Annotated in this window: 17 protein-coding genes; 8 read left to right on the forward strand and 9 right to left on the reverse strand. The window is 72.5% G+C overall.

The features are described from left to right. On the forward strand, positions 1–3228 hold a 3228-nt coding region (locus GT045_RS24545), incomplete at its 5' end, for a HAMP domain-containing protein (protein WP_161335469.1). A 160-nt stretch (positions 3229–3388) separates the two neighbouring features. After that, complete coding sequence (locus GT045_RS24550) at positions 3389–5737, forward strand: SpoIIE family protein phosphatase (RefSeq protein ID WP_345942739.1); 2349 nt, start codon at positions 3389–3391, stop codon at positions 5735–5737. Positions 5738–5774: 37 nt separating this feature from the next. On the opposite strand, the gene GT045_RS24555 is transcribed toward GT045_RS24550, so the two are convergent. Both GT045_RS24555 and GT045_RS24560 read right to left on the reverse strand, forming a co-directional pair. Then, complete coding sequence (locus GT045_RS24555) at positions 5775–6224, reverse strand: ATP-binding protein (protein WP_161335471.1); 450 nt, start codon at positions 6222–6224, stop codon at positions 5775–5777. A gap of 292 nt (positions 6225–6516) precedes the next feature. After that, positions 6517–6690 (reverse strand): CsbD family protein, encoded by a 174-nt coding sequence (locus GT045_RS24560; protein WP_161287502.1) that lies wholly within the window; start codon positions 6688–6690, stop codon positions 6517–6519. A gap of 165 nt (positions 6691–6855) precedes the next feature. On the opposite strand from GT045_RS24560, the gene GT045_RS24565 reads away from it, so the two are divergent. The 3 genes from GT045_RS24565 (at position 6856) to GT045_RS24575 (ending at position 9395) form a co-directional block, all read left to right on the forward strand. Beyond that, a complete protein-coding gene (locus GT045_RS24565) occupies positions 6856–7005 on the forward strand; it encodes a hydrophobic protein (protein WP_161335480.1) in 150 nt (49 codons plus the stop codon). A gap of 165 nt (positions 7006–7170) precedes the next feature. After that, positions 7171–7593, forward strand: coding sequence for a MarR family transcriptional regulator (locus GT045_RS24570; protein WP_161335472.1), 423 nt, complete (start codon positions 7171–7173; stop codon positions 7591–7593). A gap of 53 nt (positions 7594–7646) precedes the next feature. Beyond that, positions 7647–9395 carry an MFS transporter gene (locus GT045_RS24575; RefSeq protein WP_272921396.1) on the forward strand — a complete coding sequence of 583 codons (1749 nt, stop codon included), beginning with the start codon at positions 7647–7649 and terminating at the stop codon, positions 9393–9395. Here the strand turns inward: GT045_RS24575 and sph are convergent. The 6 genes from sph to mgrA form a co-directional block, all read right to left on the reverse strand. After that, positions 9392–10417, reverse strand: coding sequence for a sphingomyelin phosphodiesterase (sph, locus tag GT045_RS24580; protein ID WP_161335473.1), 1026 nt, complete (start codon positions 10415–10417; stop codon positions 9392–9394). The two genes, GT045_RS24575 and sph, sit on opposite strands and share 4 nt — an antisense overlap. A 117-nt stretch (positions 10418–10534) precedes the next feature. Further along, positions 10535–11155, reverse strand: coding sequence for a DedA family protein (locus tag GT045_RS24585; RefSeq protein WP_161335474.1), 621 nt, complete (start codon positions 11153–11155; stop codon positions 10535–10537). Between the two features lie 40 nt (positions 11156–11195). Continuing rightward, positions 11196–12431: a cation:proton antiporter gene (locus GT045_RS24590; protein ID WP_161335475.1), complete on the reverse strand. Its 1236-nt coding sequence runs from the start codon at positions 12429–12431 to the stop codon at positions 11196–11198. A 5-nt stretch (positions 12432–12436) separates the two neighbouring features. Continuing rightward, entirely contained in the window at positions 12437–12922 is a 486-nt protein-coding gene (locus GT045_RS24595; protein WP_161335476.1) for a cation:proton antiporter regulatory subunit, read from the reverse strand. 109 nt (positions 12923–13031) lie between these two features. Then, positions 13032–13214, reverse strand: coding sequence for a hypothetical protein (locus tag GT045_RS24600; RefSeq protein WP_161335477.1), 183 nt, complete (start codon positions 13212–13214; stop codon positions 13032–13034). 124 nt (positions 13215–13338) lie between these two features. Further along, positions 13339–14382, reverse strand: coding sequence for an L-glyceraldehyde 3-phosphate reductase (mgrA, locus tag GT045_RS24605; protein ID WP_161291968.1), 1044 nt, complete (start codon positions 14380–14382; stop codon positions 13339–13341). A 207-nt stretch (positions 14383–14589) separates the two neighbouring features. Between mgrA and proP the strand changes: the two genes are divergently transcribed. From proP to pgm, 3 genes are all read left to right on the forward strand, one after another. Then, on the forward strand, positions 14590–16122 hold the full coding sequence (proP, locus tag GT045_RS24610) for a glycine betaine/L-proline transporter ProP (protein WP_161291974.1): 1533 nt from the start codon (positions 14590–14592) through the stop codon (positions 16120–16122). Between the two features lie 155 nt (positions 16123–16277). Then, positions 16278–17117: a chitosanase gene (locus GT045_RS24615; protein WP_161335478.1), complete on the forward strand. Its 840-nt coding sequence runs from the start codon at positions 16278–16280 to the stop codon at positions 17115–17117. Between the two features lie 111 nt (positions 17118–17228). After that, positions 17229–18869: a phosphoglucomutase (alpha-D-glucose-1,6-bisphosphate-dependent) gene (gene pgm, locus GT045_RS24620; RefSeq protein ID WP_161291964.1), complete on the forward strand. Its 1641-nt coding sequence runs from the start codon at positions 17229–17231 to the stop codon at positions 18867–18869. A gap of 42 nt (positions 18870–18911) precedes the next feature. Here pgm and GT045_RS24625 read toward each other — a convergent pair. Continuing rightward, a partial coding sequence (locus GT045_RS24625) for an SGNH/GDSL hydrolase family protein (RefSeq protein WP_161335479.1) occupies positions 18912–19751 on the reverse strand: 840 nt, incomplete at its 5' end.

A 19751-nucleotide genomic window follows, 5' to 3' on the forward strand; every position in this document is an offset into this window, starting at 1 on the left:
GTAGCGCGCGAGGTGGGCACCGAGGGCCGGCTCGGCGGCCAGGCACAGGTCCGCGGTGTCGCCGGCACCTGGAAGGACCTCACCGACAACGTCAACGTGATGGCCTCCAACCTCACCGGCCAGGTCCGCTCCATCGCACAGGTCGCCACCGCCGTGGCCAAGGGCGACCTCTCGCAGAAGATCACCGTCGAGGCCAAGGGCGAGGTCGCCGCCCTCGCCGACGTCATCAACACCATGGTCGACACCCTGTCCGCCTTCGCCGACGAGGTGACGCGCGTAGCGCGCGAGGTGGGCACCGAGGGCCGGCTCGGCGGCCAGGCGCACGTGCCCAACGTGGCCGGCACCTGGAAGGACCTCACCGACAACGTCAACTCCATGGCCAACAACCTCACCGGCCAGGTGCGCAACATCGCCCTGGTCACGACGGCCGTGGCCAAGGGCGACCTGTCCAAGAAGATCGACGTCGACGCCCGCGGGGAGATCCTGGAGCTGAAGACGACCATCAACACGATGGTGGACCAGCTGTCGGCGTTCGCCGACGAGGTGACGCGTGTAGCGCGCGAGGTGGGCACCGAGGGCCGGCTCGGCGGGCAGGCCGAGGTCGAGGGCGTCTCCGGCACCTGGAAGCGGCTCACCGAGAACGTCAACGAACTCGCCGGCAACCTCACCCGGCAGGTCCGCGCCATCGCCGACGTGGCCAGCGCCGTCGCCGAGGGCGACCTGACCCGGTCCATCACCGTCGACGCCTCCGGCGAGGTCGCCGACCTCAAGGACAACATCAACTCCATGGTGGAGTCCCTGCGCGAGACCACGCAGGCCAACCAGGAGCAGGACTGGCTCAAGACCAACCTCGCCCGGATCTCCGGCCTCATGCAGGGGCACCGCGACCTGCCCGTCGTCGCCGAACTCATCATGGACGAGCTGGCACCGCAGGTGTCCGCCCAGTACGGCGCCTTCTACCTCGCCGACGACGGGCCGGCCGGGCCCGAGCTGCGGCTCGTCGGCTCCTACGGCCGGCCCGAGGACGACACCCGGCCCGTGCGCATCACCTTCGGCCGCTCGCTGGTCGGCCAGGCCGCGCGCAGCCGCCGTACCATCGCCGTCGACCAGCTGCCGCCCGGCTACGTCACCATCTCCTCCGGGCTCGGGCAGATCGAGCCGACCGCCCTGCTGCTGCTGCCGATCGTCTTCGAGGACCAGGTCCTCGGCGTCATCGAGCTGGCCGCCGTCACCCCCTTCACACCCATCCAGCGGGACTTCCTCCAGCAGCTGGTGGACACCATCGGCGTCAACGTCAACACGATCGTCGCCAACGCCCGCACCGACGAGCTGCTCCAGGAATCGCAGCGTCTGACCAGCGAACTGCAGTCCCGCTCGGCCGAGTTGCAGGCGCGGCAGGAGGAACTCCAGAGTTCCAACGCCGAGCTGGAGGACAAGGCGTCCCTGCTGGCCGACCAGAACCGGGACATCGAGGCGAAGAACCTGCAGATCGAACAGGCCCGGCAGGAACTGGAGGCACGCGCACAGCAGTTGTCGCTCGCCTCGAAGTACAAGTCCGAGTTCCTCGCCAACATGAGTCACGAGCTGCGCACCCCGCTCAACAGCCTGCTCATCCTCGCCCAGCTGCTGGCCCAGAACCCCTCGCGCAACCTCACCCCGAAGCAGGTCGAGTACGCGGGCATCATCCACTCGGCCGGCTCCGACCTGCTCCAGCTCATCAACGACATCCTTGACCTGTCCAAGGTCGAGGCCGGCAAGATGGACGTCACTCCGGAGCGGGTCCCGCTGCGGCAGCTGATCGAGTACGTCGAGGCCACCTTCCGGCCGATGACCTCGCAGAAGAGCCTGGAGTTCACCGTCGCCACGGCGCCCGGCGCGCCCGCCGACCTGCTCACCGACGACTCCCGGCTCCGGCAGATCCTGCGCAACCTGCTGTCCAACGCGGTGAAGTTCACCGAGCAGGGCGGTGTCGAACTGCGCGTGGAACCCGCCGTGGACGACGACGTGCCCCGTGGCGTCGTGCGCGGCGGCGCGATCGTCGCGTTCCGGGTGAAGGACACCGGCATCGGCATCCCCGAGCAGCAACTGGAGACCATCTTCGGCGCGTTCCAGCAGGCGGACGGCACGACGAGCCGCAAGTACGGCGGCACCGGCCTCGGCCTGTCCATCACCCGGGAGATCGCGCACCTGCTCGGCGGCGCCGTCACCGTGGACAGCACCCCCGGCAAGGGCAGCACCTTCACCCTCTACCTGCCCGTCGCCCGGCCGGACTTCGACGAGCACGTGCGCGGCGGCCGCCCCGTCCTGAAGGCCGAGCGGGAGCGGACGGACGGCGCCCCGGAGCAGGGCCTGCCCCGGGAACTGCCGCCGGCCACGGCCAGGCGGGAGCGCCCACGCCGCCTGCTCGTGGTGGAGGAGCGCCTGCGCGGCCTGCTCACCCTGGTCGCCGAGAGCGTGGTCCGGGACCTGGAGCACCCGCGAGCCGATGGGGGCGCGCCCGTCGACATCATCACCGCGGTCGGCGCCCAGGAGGCGGCCGGCGCCCTCGCCGCCGAACCCTGCCACTGCGTCGTGGTGGAACTCGGCATGCCCGACGGCGAGTCGGCCCGCTTCCTGGCGGCCCTGCGCGGCGACTCGGCCCTGACCAGCGTCCCGGTGCTGGTGCACGCCTCGCAGCGCACCGAGCCGCTCGCCGAGGACACCGCGGGCGGTTCCCTCGAGTACCTGTTCAGCCTGGACGAGCTGCGCGAGCGGATCGCGCTGCACCTGTCGGCCGAGGAGCCCGGCGAGGTGCTCACCCTGGTCCGGGGCGACGAACTCCCGCGCACCGCACCCCACTTGATCGACGAGCACACCCGGGGCCGTACCGTTCTCGTCGTCGACGACGACGCCCGTAACCTGTTCGCGCTCAGCGGCATCCTCGAACTGCACGGCTTCCGCGTCCTGCACGCGGAGAACGGCCGCAAGGGCATCGAGACGCTGATGAACAACCCGGACGTCGAACTCGTCCTGATGGACGTGATGATGCCCGAGATGGACGGCTACACGGCCACGGCCGAGATCCGCGGGATGCCCCGGTACGCCGACCTGCCGGTCATCGCGGTGACCGCCAAGGCCATGCAGGGCGACCGGGAGAAGAGCCTGGCCTCGGGGGCGAGCGACTACGTCACGAAGCCGGTCGACACCCATGACCTCATCGCCTGTGTCCGGCGCTGGCTCCCGGAATGAGCACGAGCATGAGCACCCGCACGAGACCGGGCACCGGCCCGGCACAGCGCGCCCGCCCGTCCGCAGGCCGAGGAGTACGGACCCGGTGAACCTTCACGAACCGACCGCCGGAGCCGACGCGCCGGCCGACCCGCCCGACCCGCCACCGTCGGCCGAGGCCGTGCTGCCCGACGTCCCCGCCACCACGCCGGTGGGCCGGCTCGCCGCCACCGTGGAACGGCTGCGCCGGGAGGTACGGGCGGCGCAGGCCGAGGCCGAGGGCCGGGCGCTGGTCGAACTGGCCAAGGGCATCCTGGTCGAACGCCTCGGCTGCGGCCCCGCCCAGGCCGCCCGCCAGCTCGCCGAACTGACCGAGCAGGCGCAGCTGACGCCGCTGGAGTTCGCGGTGGACGTCATCAACCAGGCGGCCCGGGACCGCGTGTCGGAGATCACCGACGCGTTCCTGTCCGTCGCGGCGGCCCCCGCCGGGCCCGCCGCCGACTCCGCCGCGGTACGGCTGCGCGCCGCCGAGAGCGGTGTGCTGGCCGCGCCCGACACCCAGGCCATGGCCGACTCGCTGCTCGCCCACGCGCTGCGCCCGCTGGGCGCGGTCGCCGTGGCCATCTGGTCGGCCGGCCCGGACGGCTCGCTGACCCTCGCGGGCAGCGCGGGCTTCCCGCCGGGCGAGGCGGCCCGGTGGCGCTACGTGCCCCCGGACGTGGCCACAGTGGCCCGGCGCGCACTGAACGGCCCCGACGGCGAGTGGCTGCCGTCGCTGGCGGAGTCCGGGCTGCCCACGATCGGCCGCCGCGAGTACGCCGACGGCGCCCGGATCGCCGTACCGTCCGGGACGGGCGGCCGGATCCACGGCGTGCTGGAGATCGCCTGGCCCAGACCGGAAGGGCCGCTGCCGCGCCCGGTCGTGCGGCAGGTGGAGGCCCTCGCCGAGCTGTGCGCGCACACCCTGGAGACGTACGCCCCGCCGCCCGGCACCGGACCGGAGCCCGGCCTGCTGCCCGACGTGGTCGAACTGATGGACCTGGCCGACGGGCTGCACGATCCGGCCCTGGTGCTCGTGCCGTACCTGGACGACGCCGGCCGGCTGGTCGACTTCCGCATCCAGCACGTCAACAGCCGCTTCCTCGACCCCGCCGGCCGGCCACGCGCCGTCGTGAGCGGTGCCCTGCTGCTGGAGGCCTACCCGATGGCCGCCGGGGCCAGCGAGCTGTTCCAGCGCGTGGAACGGGTCCACGCCACCGGCGAGCCGTTCCGCGCCCGCCGCATGCGGCTGACCGCCCTGGTCGACGAGGTGCCGCTGTCCGCCGTCGCAGACATCAGCATCAGCCGGCACGGCGCCGCGGTGCTGCTGATCTGGCGCATCGAGGACGAGACGGCCCGCCTGGCCAGCCTGCTCCAGCACGCGCAGCGGCTCGGCCGGATCGGCGGGTTCGAGGAGAACCTGCTCACCGCGGAGATCACCTGGAACGGCCAGCTGTTCAGCCTCTACGGCCGCCCGGTCAGCAGTCCGCCGGTCGCCCTGCACGACCTGCCCGCCCACGCCCACCCCGACGACGCCGTCACCCTCGGCCGTTTCCTGCGCACCCTGATGCACCACCGCAGGCCGGCCTCCGCCGCGTTCCGGCTGCTGCGGCCGGACGGTGTCACCCGGCACATGCGGGTCGTCGCCGAACCCGTGCTCGACACCGACGGGCAGCTCTTCGGCGTGCGCGGCGCCTACCAGGACATCTCCGCCCAGCACTGGACCGAGGTCGCCCTCGCCGTCACCCGCGACCAGCTCGCCCACACCGAGCAGCAGGCGGTGGAGCGCAACCGGCTGGCCCTCCAGCTCCAGCACGCCATCATGCCCCCCACCCAGGCGCCGCTGCGGGTGCCCGGCCTCCAGGTGGCGGTGCGCTACCGGCCCGCCGAGACGGAGCACCTGGTCGGCGGCGACTGGTACGACGCCGTCGTGCTGCCCTCGGGACTGGTCCTGCTGTGCGTCGGCGACGTCGCCGGCCACGGTATCGAGGCGGCCACCAGCATGGTCGTCCTGCGCAACGCGCTGCGCGGCCTCGCGGTGACCGGGGCCGGCCCGGGGCAGCTGCTGTCCTGGCTGAACATCGTCGCCCACCATCTGACGGGTGCCGTCACCGCGACCGCGATCTGCGGCCTGTACGACGGCGAGCGGCGGATCCTGCGCTGGGCGCGGGCCGGCCATCTGCCGCCGGTGCTGGTGCGGGAGGCGGACGCCGACGCCCTGCCCCCGGTCAAGGGGCTGCTGCTGGGTGCCGTGCCGGAGGCGCGCTACGAGGAGACGGAAGTCCAGCTGGCCGCGGGGGACACCCTGCTGATGTACACGGACGGCCTGATCGAGCGCCGGGACCGCTCCGTGGAGGAGTCGCTGTCGCACCTCGTGGAGACCGCGCGGGCGGCGCCCAGCACCCTGGACCAGCAGCTGGACCGGCTGCTCACCTACAGCAGGTCGGACACCGACGACGACACCTGCATCGTCGGGATCAGGGTCGCCTGACCCGTCCCGCCCGCGGGTGCCGTCCGGGCCCGGCCGCTCAGGCCGCCGCCGCGGGGGCGAGCGGAACGGTCACCGTGACCCGTTTGCCGTGGGCGTGCCAGGTCACCTCCAGGCCGTGGGTCAGCATCGCCACGAGATGCAGGCCGTGCCCTCCGATCCGCCGGGGGTCGGGAGGGCGCCGGCGCGGCGGCTCGCGGGAGGTGTCCGTGACGGTGATGCGCAGCGCGGTCGCGCCGGGCAGCAGCTCCAGGCCCAGCGCGCAGGGGCCGGGCGCGTGCTTGGCCGCGTTGGTGACGAGTTCGCTGACGACGAGCTGGGCATCCTGCACGGGTCGCTGCCCCGGTGCCGGCCGTGCCCGGCTGAGCAGGGCGGCGACGGCGTCTCTCGCCTCGGCGATGCTGGTGACGCCGGTGTCCCAGGTCCGGCTGTAGCGCAGCGGTGCCGGACGCTCCTGCGTCGTCGCGTGGGTCCTGAGCGGGATGTCCATACCTCGTTGCCCTTTTCCTCCGGGGTCGGGGTCCCTTCCTGTGCACAGGGGGGTCATGCCGTCCCTGCCCGGCTACCCGCTGGACCGCCGGTCAAGGGGCGCTCCGGGAGGAATCCTCCGGATGCGCACGAAGTGCTGCTGAGAGGTGCCGCGGACCGCCGCCGGCCCGTGGGCGGGACGGTGTGACGGGACGGTGCCTTGCCGGGCCCCGCGCACAGCGGAACGGGTCCGGAAATCCGCTTCCGCTGGATTTCCGGACCCGTTCCGCTGTGCGCCGAATCGGCGCATTACCTCAGTGTTTGAAGATGTCCTTGGTCTTCTCCTTGGCCTGGCGGGCGTCTCCGCGAGCGCCCTCCATACGGCCCTCGGCCTCCATGCGCTCGTTCCCGACGGCGCGGCCCACGGCTTCCTTCGCCTTGCCCTTGACCTGCTCCGCCTTGCCCTTGGCCTTCTTGTTGCCAGCCATCGCGTGTCACATCCCAACATCGACGCGGTCTCTGGTCCTCTTTCGGATTGCCGTTCTCCGGGCGCCCAAACCCGAAAGAGAGATCCGGTGTCCGGCGGGAAGCGCGAGGGCTGATCACGGAAATTCCGGCCACCCTCCGCCGCGGAGGCGGAAAACAAGGTTCCTCTGCTTCTGGTGCTCCTGCCGGCCCTGAGTCTTTTCGGGGCGGGCTTCGCGCTGAAGGCGCTGTGGTGGGTCGCGGTCGTCGTGCTCGTGCCGTGGCTGGTGGGTTTCGTCGTCCGCCCGGCCGGGTGCGGAGGCCGGCGCGGCCGCTGATACCGCTGACAGGCGCACCCCCGCACCCCCGCACCCCCGCACCTCTGACGACTTCGCGGGCCCCGACGACTTCGCGGGCCCCGGTCGAACGGCCGGGTACCCGCGGCCGGGCATTACCCAGTCTTGGTTGAACAGTCCAGACTGATAAACCTACTGTTATCAAACATGGACGACACTGCACTCGCGGGCGCACTGCGACTGGCCATGGGCCGGATCGTGCGCCGACTGCGCCAGGCACACGCCGTGGGGGACCTGTCCCTCTCCGGTGTCTCGGTGCTCGCCCGGCTGGCCCGCACCGGCCCGGACTCACCCGGCTCGCTCGCGGATCTGGAGCGGGTGCGGCCCCAGGCGATGGCCAGTACGCTCGCCGGGCTCGCCCACCGCGGGCTGGTGAGCCGCAGCCCCGACGCGACCGACGGGCGCCGCGTCGTGGTGTCCATCACCGAGGAGGGCCGGGGCGTGCTGGAACAGCGCAGATCCGAGTCCGTCAGCCGGCTCGCCCGGGCACTGGACGAGTTCACCCCGCGGGAACGGCAGGCCCTGCACGACGTCCTGCCCCTGCTCGACCGATTGGCGGAACACCTGTGACCGGCCAGGCACCCGCGCCCCGCCCCCCGGCCGCAGGAGGGCTGCGGTCCCGGCTGCTCGCCCGCTCGGCCCGCCTCGCCGACACGCCGCCCGGCCCCGGCTACAAGTGGGTCGCCCTGTCCAACACCACGCTCGGCGTGCTGATCGCCACGATGGACGCCTCCATCGTGATCATCTCGCTGCCCGCGATCTTCCGCGGGATCGGTCTCGACCCGCTCGCGCCCGGCAACATCGGCTACCTGCTGTGGATGATCCTCGGCTATCTGCTGGTCTCGGCCGTGCTGGTCGTCGTCCTCGGCCGGCTCGGCGACATGTTCGGCCGGGTCCGGATCTACAACCTGGGCTTCCTCGTCTTCGCGGCCGCCTCCGTCGCGCTCTCCCTCGACCCCTTCCGGGCCGGCGCGGGCGCGCTCTGGCTGATCCTGTGGCGCATCGTGCAGGCATTCGGCGGCTCCATGCTCACCGCCAACTCGGCCGCCATCCTCACGGACGCCTTCCCCGCCCGCCAGCGCGGCATGGCCCTCGGCGTCAACCAGATCACCGCGCTCGCCGGGCAGTTCCTCGGCCTGCTCGCCGGCGGCCTGCTCGCGGCCGTCGACTGGCGGGCGGTGTTCTGGGTGAGCGTCCCCATCAGTGTCACCGGCACCATCTGGTCGTACCTGAGCCTCAGGGAGACCTCGGCCGGCGCACGCGGCCGGATCGACTGGCTCGGCAACCTCACCTTCGCCTGCGGCGCCGGCATCCTGCTCGCCGGCATCACCTACGGCATCCAGCCCTACGGTGGCCACCCCACCGGCTGGACCAACCCCTGGGTGCTCGGCGGACTCTTCGGCGGTGCCCTTCTGCTGGCGGCGTTCTGCGTGATCGAGACCCGGGTCGCCGAGCCGATGTTCCACCTGGCACTGTTCAAGGTGCGGGCGTTCGCCGCGGGCAACCTGGCCGCCCTGCTCACCGCCGTAGCCCGCGGCGGGCTGCAGTTCATGCTCATCATCTGGCTCCAGGGCATCTGGCTGCCCCTGCACGGCTACGACTTCGAGGACACCCCGTTGTGGGCCGGCATCTTCATGCTGCCGCTCACCCTGGGCTTCCTGATCGCCGGCCCCGTCTCGGGCTATCTCTCCGACCGGTTCGGCGCCCGCCTGTTCTCCACCGCCGGACTGGTTCTCGTCGCCGCGTCCTTCGTCGGACTGCTCGCGCTGCCGGTGGACTTCGACTACCCCGCCTTCGCCGCGCTGCTGCTGCTCAGCGGGCTGGGACAGGGCATGTTCTCCGCGCCCAACACCTCGTCCATCATGGGCAGCGTGCCCGCCCGCTACCGGGGGGTGGCCTCCGGGATGCGCTCCACCTTCCAGAACTCGGGCACGGCCCTGTCCATCGGTGTCTTCTTCTCGCTGATGGTCTCCGGGCTGGCCTCCTCCCTGCCGGCGACCCTCGCGAGCGGGCTCCGGGCGCACGGCGTGCCCGCCGCGACCGCCCACGAAGTGGCCTCGCTGCCACCGGTCAGCACCCTGTTCGCGACGTTCCTCGGCGACAACCCCGTCGGTCATCTGCTCGGCGGCGCCCTCGACCACGTCACCGCGGCCCAGCGCGCCACCCTGACCGGGCACAGCTTCTTCCCGGAACTGGTCTCCGGCCCCTTCCACCACGGCCTGAGCATCGTCTTCGGGGTCGCCGCCGCGATGGCCCTGGTGTCCGCGCTCGCCTCGGCGCTGCGCGGCGGTCATGAACGCGCCGCCGACGGCACCCCGCAGGGCGGGCCGGCCCCGTCGGCGAAGGACCGGCCCGCCCGGACCGCGCGCTAGCCGGCGTACGCCCGCAGCGGATAGTGGTCGGACAGGTCGGTGTACGTGTACGACGTGCCCCAGCTGCTCACGGTCCAGGGGGCCGACGGCTCCTGGACGACCTCGTTGTTCCAGCGTGCCGGGCGGGGGTGACCGGCCCGGGCGAGGACGTAGTCCAGGTCCTCGCGCGGGTCGTCCGGATAGCGGTCGTGGGCGATGGAGTTCTCCTGCGTGTCGAACGAGTACGGGTGACCGGTGCGCGCGTCGGCACCGGCCAGGTCCGCGTCGGCGAGCATGGAGGCGTACTCCCCGCCCCGCGAGTCGACGTTGAGGTCGCCCGCGACCAGGACCTCCTCGTCGGCGGGGATGTTCTTCGCGTCGAGGAAGGCGTCGATCGCCTTGAACTGCCGGCTGCGGTCCTGCGCCGCCTCGCCTGCCCCGCACCCGGAGTCGGTGGACTGCGTGTGGGTGCCGATGACATGCACCTTGGTGCCGTTCACGTTCAGCACCACATAGGCGAAGCCCTTGTTGGACCACCGGTCGGAGCCGCACGCGTCCTTGTAGACGTACTGCTCCTTGCGCAGCACCGGCCACTTGCTCAGCACGGTGACCCCGCCGTCCTCGGGCGTGGTGGAGGAGTACGCGCCGCCGGTCGCGTCCCAGCCGTCCCGGCCGCGCCCCACCACCGGTGTCTGGTACGGGTACCGGGCCGCCGCCGCCCCCTTCAGCGCGTCCGAGGCGGAGTTGTCGAACGCCTCCTGCAGGACCACCACGTCGTTGCCCTGGAAGAAGGACGCCTTCGGTATCTCCGCGGCCCGGTGGTCCTGTCCCCAGTTCGGGTACAGGTTCTTGCTCATGAGGAAGACGTTGTACGTCAGGACCCGCAGCGCCGGGGCCCGTTCGGCTGCGGCGGCCGGTGCGGGACCGGCGAGCGCCGCCGTGGGCAGGGCGAGGGCGAGGGCCGCCGCGGCGACGGCACGACGTGCTCCGGAGGGCGTCACTGGATCTCCCTGGTGAGGTAGGGGCTGAGTGGCGCCGCACATCAAACCATCCGGGATTACTCGCAGGTGACACCCAGGAGCGCATCAGATGGACCCCGGTGGAGCAACGGGGGAGGGGCGGACGGGGCCGGAGAGGGCGGGCGGCGCGGTGGTGCGAGGTCAGCGCTCGCGGCGCCGCCGCACCAGGTGCCGTACGACGAGCCCCGCGACGACCAGGGCGGCGGCGGCGAGGGCGTACAGCTGGTAGCGCCTGATCTGGTCGTAGACGGCGGTGATGTGGCTGCCCGCCAGACAGGCCAGCGTCGCCCACAGGCCGACCCACAGTGCCGCGCCCAGCGCGTTGAAGGCGAGGAAGCGGCGCCAGCGCATGCCGGTGGTGCCCGCGATGATGCCGTTGGCCTGGCGCAGCCCCTCCACGAACCGGGCCACCGTCACGATCTTGCCGCCGTGCCGCGCGAAGAACGCCTCGGCGGCCTCGAACCGCTTCGGTGTCAGCAGGACGTACCGGCCCCACCGGCCGACGAACGCCCGCCCGCCGGCCCGGCCGATGACATAGCCGAGGTTGTCCCCGGCGACGGCCGCGGCGAACGCGATGACCGCCACGGCGGTGATGTCCAGCCGTCCCGCGCCCGCGTAGACACCCGCCGCGAGCAGGATCGTCTCGCCGGGCGCGGGGACCCCGAAGTCCTCCACGAAGACGACGGCCCCCACGGCCCAGTAGCCGTAGTGGCCGAGCAGCGGCTCCAGATGGGCCAGCGGCCCCGGGAGGGGAGGCGACATGCCTCCACCGTACGTCCGTGCCCGGACGGCGGGTGCCCGTTCAGGACCGGGTGGCCCGGGCGTGGTCCTGCGCGGCGGGGTCCGTGCCGGCCTCGGCCGCGGGTGCCGCGGGCCGGGCCGGGCGGCGGGTCAGCCGCCGGGCGAGCGGCTCGGTGTACCGGGCGGTCAGCGGACCGAGGACGACCAGGATCAGCACGTAGGCGGTGGCCAGCGGGCCGAGGTCGGAGTCGATGCCGGAGGTGACGGCGAGTCCCGCGATGACGATGGAGAACTCGCCGCGCGCCACCAGGGTGCCGCCGGCCCGCCACCGGCCCGGGGCCGAGATCCCGGCCCGGCGGGCCGCCCAGTACCCCGTGGCGATCTTGGTGAGGGCGGTGACGACGGCCAGGGACAGGGCGGGCAGCAGGACGGGCGGGATGCTCGCCGGATCGGTGTGCAGCCCGAAGAAGACGAAGAACACCGCGGCGAACAGGTCCCGCAGCGGGGCGATCAGGTGGTGGGCGCCCTCGGCGACCTCACCGGACAGGGCGATGCCCACGAGGAAGGCGCCGACCGCGGCCGACACCTGCAGTTGCTGGGCGGCGCCGGCCACGAGCAGCGTCAGGCCGAGCACCACCAGCAGCAGTTTCTCCGGGTCGTCGGTGGAGACGAAGCGGGAGATGTGCCGGCCGAAGCGCACCGCCACCAGCAGCACCAGGCCCGCCACCCCGAGGGCGACGGCGAGTGTGACGCTGCCCGCGGCGAGACCGGTCCCGGCCAGCAGGGCGGTGACGACGGGCAGGTAGACCGCCATGGACAGGTCCTCCAGCACCAGGATGCTGAGGATCACCGGTGTCTCCCGGTTGCCGGTCCGGCCCAGGTCGCCGAGGACCTTGGCGATGACGCCGGAGGAGGAGATCCAGGTGATGCCGGCGAGGACGACGGCGGCGATCGGGCCCCAGCCGAGCAGCAGGGCCATGGCCGCGCCGGGCAGGGCGTTGAGGGTGGCGTCGACGATCCCGGCCGGGTACTGGGTCCTCAGGTTGGAGACCAGGTCGCCCGCGGTGTATTCGAGGCCCAGCATGAGCAGCAGCAGGATCACGCCGATCTCGGCGCCGACGGCCACGAACTCCTCACTGGCGCCGAGCGGCAGCAGCCCGCCCTCGCCGAAGGCCAGTCCGGCCAGCAGGTACAGGGGTATGGGCGAGAAGCGCAGGCGGGCGGCGAGCCGGCCCAGCAGCCCGAGGCCCAGGATGATCGCGCCGAACTCGGTCAGGAAGACCGCGGAGGAGTGCATCCGGATCACTCCCGCCCGAGTGCCGCGGCAGCCGCGTCGACGCCCTCGCGGGTGCCGATGACGATCAGCGTGTCCCCGCCGGCCAGCCGGAAGCCGGGGCCGGGGGAGGGGATCGCCTCGGCGCGGCGGAGGACGGCCACGATCGACACGCCGGTCTCGGTGCGCATCCGGGTGTCCCCGAGCAGCCGCCCGTTCCAGTACGAGGTGCCGGACAGCTCGATCCGCTCGGCCACCAGGCCCAGTTCCGTCGTCGACAGCAGGGTGGGGCTGTGGTGGGTGGGCTTGAGGGCGTCCACCAGCGCCTCCGCCTCCTGCCCGGTGAGGCGGACCGACAGCCCGCAGGCGTCGGGGTCGTCGCGCCGGTAGGCGTTCAGCGTGCGCGAGCCGTCCCGGTGGGCCACCACCGACAGGTGGCGGCGCTCGCGGGTCGTCAGGTCGTACCGGACCCCGATGCCCGGCAACGGTGTCCTGCTGGTGCGTGCGGCGCTCATGACTGCCCCCCTGCCCGGACTTGGGCATCCCTTGGCGAGATCATTGCCTGGAGTTTATCCGGGTGATGATCCCGCCGACGGGCGGCCCCTGGCCGGGCAGGGGGGAGGGTTACGGGCGGAAGCCTGCCGCGCCCTCGTCGTCGGCGGGGTCGGGCTGGCACGCGTGGCACAGCTCGTGCTCCCCGTCGCGGGTGACGACGGTGCCCCAACCGAGGCACTGCTCGCAGTCGCGGGCGAGGTTCAGGTCGGGGTGGGGAGGCAGCAGGGGACTGCGGTGGGCTCCGTACGCCATGCGGTGAGCGGCTCCTCGAAGTCGCGGTGATGTCGCGAGGGAAGGGGTGACAACGCTGTCCGGATGGCTTCCATTATGTCCTACTTATCCCCTGTGTCTGTGACCTGCGTCACATCCGCAGTGGTCAGTCGAGAGTGCCCATCCGCGCGTCCCGCCACAGGTCCACGCCGCCGTCGGTCGCGTACGTGTCGATCTCGGCCAGCTCCTCGTCGGTGAAGCCGAGGTTGTCCAGCGCGGCGACGTTCTGCTCCAGCTGTTCCACCCGGGAGGCGCCGATGACGAGGGACGTCACCCGCTCGTCCCGCAGCGCCCAGGCCAGCGCGAGCTGGGCCAGGCTCTGCCCCCGCCGGGCCGCGATGCCGTTCAGGGCGCGCAGCCGCCCCCGCATCTCCTCCGTCAGCCAGGAGGCGTCCAGCGAGGTCCCGCGGGCGGCCCGCGAGTCCTCGGGGACGCCCTCCAGGTAGCGGCCGGTGAGCAGCCCCTGGGCGAGCGCCGTGAAGCCGATCACCCCGAAGCCCTCGTCCCGGGCCGTGTCCAGCAGGCCGTCGGTCTCGATCCAGCGGTTGAGCATGCTGTACGACGGCTGGTGGATCAGCAGCGGGGTGCCCAGGTCGCGCAGGATCGCGGCGGCCTGGCGGGTGCGCTCGGCGTCGTAGGAGGAGATGCCCACGTACAGGGCCTTGCCCTGGCGGACGGCGGTGTCGAGCGCCCCCATGGTCTCCTCCAGCGGCGTGCTCGCGTCCAGCCGGTGGGAGTAGAAGATGTCCACGTAGTCCAGGCCCGTCCGGCTCAGCGACTGGTCCAGCGAGGCCAGCAGGTACTTGCGCGAGCCGCCGCCCTGCCCGTAGGGGCCGGGCCACATGTCCCAGCCGGCCTTGGTGGAGACCACCAGCTCGTCCCGGTACGGCGCCAGGTCCCGGCGGAGCAGCCGGCCGAAGTTGCTCTCGGCGGCCCCGTACGGCGGGCCGTAGTTGTTGGCCAGGTCGTGATGGGTGATCCCGAGGTCGAAGGCGCGCAGCGCGATCTCACGCTGCGTCTCGAACGGGCGGTCGTCGCCGAAGTTGTGCCAGTAGCCCAGGGACAGGACCGGCAGGTCCAGGCCGGAACGGCCGGTGCGCCGGTAGCGCATGGTGCCGTCGTAGCGAGCGGGGTCCGCGACGTACGTCATCGGGTCTTCTCCGGGTGGTGCCGTAGGGGTGCCCTGCGAGTGCGCACGGGCCCGTCCACCCTGCTGCCTGGCGCTGCGCAAGTCCAACCGCCGTCCCGGATGGTATTCAGCGGTTCCGTTTCTGAATCGGAGAGAAGGGCAGGCGGTGATCACGAGAGTGAGACGAAGGAGGCGCTCGTGAGCGGTGCGACGCCCGGCGGGGACGCGATGTCCGGTCAGGAACACAACGGCCGAGGCAGGCCGCGGGTACCGAAGGCGGTGGCGCGGCTGCCGCGCCAGGTCCGGGAGGAGCTGACCCGCAGGCTCCGGCGCAATCGAGGGGGCTTCGGGGCGGACGACGTCCAGGTGGTCGAGCCCCCGCTGCTCCGGCGTGCCGTCGGCGCCTCGGCGCTCGGCAACTGCATGGAGTGGTTCGACTTCGGCGTCTACAGCTATCTCGCCGCGACCATCGGGAAGGTGTTCTTCCCGGGCGCCTCGCCGGCCGCCCAGGTCATCTCCTCGTTCGCGACGTTCGCCGCCGCCTTCGTCGTCCGCCCCCTGGGCGGGCTGGTCTTCGGCCCGCTGGGCGACCGGGTCGGGCGGCAGAAGGTGCTCGCCACCACCATGATCATGATGGCGGCGGGCACCTTCGCCATCGGCGTCATCCCCGGCTACGCCACCATCGGCATCGCCGCGCCCGTGCTGCTCCTGCTGGCCCGCATGGTCCAGGGCTTCTCCACCGGTGGCGAGTACGGCGGGGCCACCACCTTCGTCGCCGAGTACTCCCCGGACCGCCGGCGCGGCTTCCTCTCCAGCTGGCTCGACTTCGGCACCTTCGTGGGCTACGCCCTCGGCTCGGCCCTGGTCACGGCCCTGAACCTGGCTCTGACGGACGACCAGATGCTCTCCTGGGGCTGGCGCATCCCGTTCCTGATCGCCGGGCCGCTCGGTGTGATCGGCCTCTACATGCGGCTCAAGCTCGAGGAGTCCCCGGCGTTCCAGCAACAGCTGGACGAGCACGAGAAGAGCCTGGCGCAGGAGTCCGCGGGCAGCGAGTTCAAGGACATCGTCCGCAACCACTGGCGGGCCCTGCTGGTGTGCATGGGGCTGGTGCTGCTCTACAACGTCACCAACTACATGGTCACCGGCTACCTGCCGACCTATCAGACCGAGACCCTGCACCGCTCCAGTGGCTCCGCCGACCTCCTGGTGCTGGTCGGCATGGTCTGGATCGTCGTGCTGATCACCTTCCTCGGGCGGCTCAGCGACCGGGTGGGCCGCCGGCCGCTGTACGCCGTCGGCGCGGCGGCGATGATCGTGCTCGCCGTCCCCGCCTTCCTGCTGATCAAGGCGCACGGCACCTGGCCGCCGATCCTCGGGGTGCTGCTCCTGTCCACCCTGCTGGCCTGCTTCGCCGCCCCCAGCGCGGCCACCCTGCCGGCCCTCTTCCCGACCGCAGTCCGCTACGCGGCCATGGGTATCGGCTTCAACATCGCCGTCGCCGCGTTCGGCGGCACCACACCGCTGGTCACCGCCGCGCTCGTCGACGTCACCGGGGACGACCTCATGCCCGCCTACTACCTGATGCTGGCCGGCGTCATCGGACTGGTCACCGTCAGGTTCCTGCCGGAGAGTGCCCAGGTGCCGCTGAAGGGGTCGCAGCCGATGGTCGGCTCGCGGGAGGAGCGGCGCGAGCTGATCTCCACGTCCAAGGAGCTGTACGCCTTCACGGAGGAGCGGGACGCGGCGCGGCACGGCTGAGCCGCCGGGTCGCGGGGAGGCGAGCGGGGAGTCGTCCGATCCTACGAACTTCTCCCCTGCCGGGTTACCGGGCGTCCACGGGTTTGATAGGAAACTTTCCTACCAGTACCGGTACGGACCAACTCGCCGCCCCCCACTCCCACTTGGAGCCCCCTGTGCTGTTCGCAGACCGCGCATCAGCGTCCCCCGCCCGCCTCTCCCGCCGGGCCGTCGTGGCCGCCCTCGGCGCTGCCGTCACCGGCGCCCTGCTCGGCGTCACGCCCGCCACCCAGGCCCGGGCAGCCGCGCCGGGCCTGGACGACCCGGCGAAGAAGGAGATCGCCATGAAGCTGGTGTCGAGCGCGGAGAACTCCTCGCTCGACTGGAAGGCCCAGTACAAGTACATCGAGGACATCGGCGACGGCCGCGGCTACACCGCCGGCATCATCGGCTTCTGCTCCGGCACCGGCGACATGCTCGACCTCGTCCAGCTCTACACCGACCGCAAGCCCGGCAACGTCCTCGCCAAGTACCTGCCCGCCCTGCGCAAGGTCAACGGCACCGACTCGCACGCCGGCCTGGACCCCGACTTCCCGAAGAGCTGGCGCACCGCCGCCCAGGACACCGCCTTCCAGCAGGCCCAGAACGACGAGCGCGACCGCGTCTACTTCAACCCCGCGGTCGCCCAGGGCAAGGCCGACGGACTGCGCGCCCTCGGCCAGTTCACCTACTACGACGCCATCGTCATGCACGGCGACGGCGACGACCCGACCAGCTTCCGCAACATCCGCAAGCGCGCCCTGCGCAGCGCCAAGCCGCCGGCCCAGGGCGGCAACGAGACGGCCTACCTCAACGCCTTCCTGGACGCCCGTGTGTGGGCCATGAAGCAGGAGGAGGCGCACAGCGACACCAGCAGGGTCGACACCGAACAGCGTGTCTTCCTCACCAAGGGCAACCTCGACCTGAACACCCCGCTCGACTGGAAGGTGTACGGCGACAGCTACCACATCGGCTGACCGCCGTCGTGCGGTGCGCCCCGGCCGGTGGGGCGCACTCGCACGGCACGCGCCTGACAGGGAAAGATGGGCGGGGAGTGAACCACCCGACCGACGCGGAGGAACCAACTCATGCCGCACGAGCGAGCCGGCCGGCCGGCCGGTCCCGAGGACCTCGTCGACGTGGCCCGGCTGGTCACGGCGTACTACACGCTCCACCCCGACCCGGCCGACCCGGGACAACGGGTGGCGTTCGGCACCTCGGGGCACCGCGGTTCGTCCCTGGCGAGTGCCTTCAACGAGGACCACATCGCCGCCACCAGCCAGGCCATCTGTGAATACCGCGCCGCCCAGGGCACGGACGGCCCGCTCTTCCTCGGCGCCGACACCCACGCGCTGTCCGAGCCGGCGAAGGCCACCGCACTGGAGGTCTTCGCCGCCAACGAGGTCACCGTGCTCATCGACGGCGCGGACGGCTACACGCCGACCCCGGCCGTCTCGCACGCGATCCTGACCCACAACCGGGGCCGCACCTCCTCCCTCGCCGACGGCGTGGTGGTCACCCCCTCGCACAACCCGCCCGCCGACGGCGGCTTCAAGTACAACCCGCCGAGCGGCGGCCCGGCGGCCTCCGACGCGACCTCCTGGATCCAGGAACGCGCCAACCGGATCATCGCCGGCGGGCTGAAGGAGGTGCGCCGGCTGCCCTACGCCCGCGCGCTCGCCGCGGACACCACCGGACGGTACGACTTCCTCGGCACCTACGTCGCCGACCTGCCGAGCGTCCTGGACCTGGACGCCGTCCGCGGGTCCGGCGTGCGTATCGGCGCGGACCCGCTCGGCGGCGCCTCCGTCGCCTACTGGGGCCGGATCGCCGAGGAGCACGGCATCGACCTGACGGTGGTCAACCCGCACACCGACCCCACCTGGCGGTTCATGACGCTGGACTGGGACGGCCAGATCCGCATGGACTGCTCCTCGCCGTACGCGATGGCCTCCCTCATCGAGCAGCGCGACCGCTTCCGCATCGCCACCGGCAACGACGCCGACGCCGACCGGCACGGCATCGTCACCCCCGACGCGGGCCTGATGAACCCCAACCACTACCTCGCGGTCGCCATCTCCTACCTCTTCCGGCACCGCGACCGGTGGCCGGACGGCGCGGGCATCGGCAAGACCCTCGTCTCCTCCACCATGATCGACCGGGTCGCCGCCGATCTCGGCCGGCGGCTGGTCGAGGTGCCGGTCGGATTCAAGTGGTTCGTGGACGGACTGGCCGGCGGCGACCTCGGGTTCGGGGGCGAGGAGTCGGCCGGCGCGTCCTTCCTGCGGCGCGACGGCTCGGTGTGGACCACCGACAAGGACGGGATCATCCTCGCCCTCCTCGCCGCCGAGATCACGGCCGTCACCGGCAAGACGCCCTCGGAGCACTACACGGACCTCACCGACCGCTTCGGCGCCCCCGCGTACGCCCGCATCGACGCCCCCGCCACCCGTGAGCAGAAGGCCCTGCTCGGCAAGTTGTCGCCGGCCCAGGTGACCGCGGACACCCTGGCCGGGGAGGCGGTCACGGCCGTGCTGACCGAGGCCCCGGGCAACGGCGCCGCGATCGGCGGCATCAAGGTCACCACCGGCAACGCCTGGTTCGCGGCCCGGCCTTCGGGCACCGAGGACGTCTACAAGGTGTACGCCGAGTCCTTCCTCGGCGCCGAGCACCTCGCCCGGGTGCAGGAGGAGGCCCAGGCGGTGGTCGCGGCCGCGCTCGACGCCTGACCGGACCGTGGGGCGGCCTCCTGGAGGGGGCCGCCCGGCGGCTCAGCCGCGTCCGTGCCCCCGGTCCAGCCGGTCCAGTACCGCCTTCGCCATGGCGGCCTCTCCCTCGGCGTTGGGGTGGGCCGGGGCCGCGGGCGCGGCCGGCTGGAGCGGCTCCGTCCAGCGGTCGGCGGGAGCCTTGCACATGTCGTGGCCGACCGTCGGGCCGTAAGTGTCCACGTAGTCGGCCCGGTTCAGGGCGGCCACCAGCCGCAGCATCAGGTTGAGCCGCTTCTCGGTGTCCCGCAGGTAGGGGAAGTCCTTCCGGGCGAACGGCACCTGCGGGAAGCAGCCGCTGCCGTCGTCGGGCAGCAGGTCCGGGTAGCCGACGACGAGCACCCGGGCGTGCGGCGCCCGGGCGCGCACCGCCCGCAGCACCCGGCCGACCTTCGGCGCGGTCCGGGCTATGTCCACGGCCAACCGGTCGTGGCCCAAGGCCCGGTAGGAGCGCTCGCAGGGGTTGCCCGCCGGGTCCTGGGCGGCCAGACGGGCGCAGGTGGCGATGATGGTGCCGAACCCGACGTCGTTGCCGCCGATCTGCACGGTCACCAGGTCGGTGTGCCGGTCCAGGGCGTCGAGCTGCGGCGGTCGGCCGCCCTGGGCCTGCCACATCTCGGCGGTCGTGGCCCCGGCGCAGCTCACGTCCGTGAACGCGGTCGTGCCGCGCCGGGCGGCCACGAGCGAGGGGTAGTTGTGGTCGGAGCGGGCGCAGGCGGCGTCCACCTGGGCCGGGATGCCGGGGCCGGAGGTGTAGGAGTCGCCGAGCGCCGCGTAGGCCGTCGCGCTGCCGTGCCCGGCGGGACGGGCCGCGGCCGGGGTGGCGCCGGCCGCCACCAGGGCGCA

It is taken from the genome of Streptomyces sp. SID486 (assembly GCF_009865385.1).
In the GTDB taxonomy this organism is placed as follows: Bacteria; Actinomycetota; Actinomycetes; order Streptomycetales; family Streptomycetaceae; genus Streptomyces.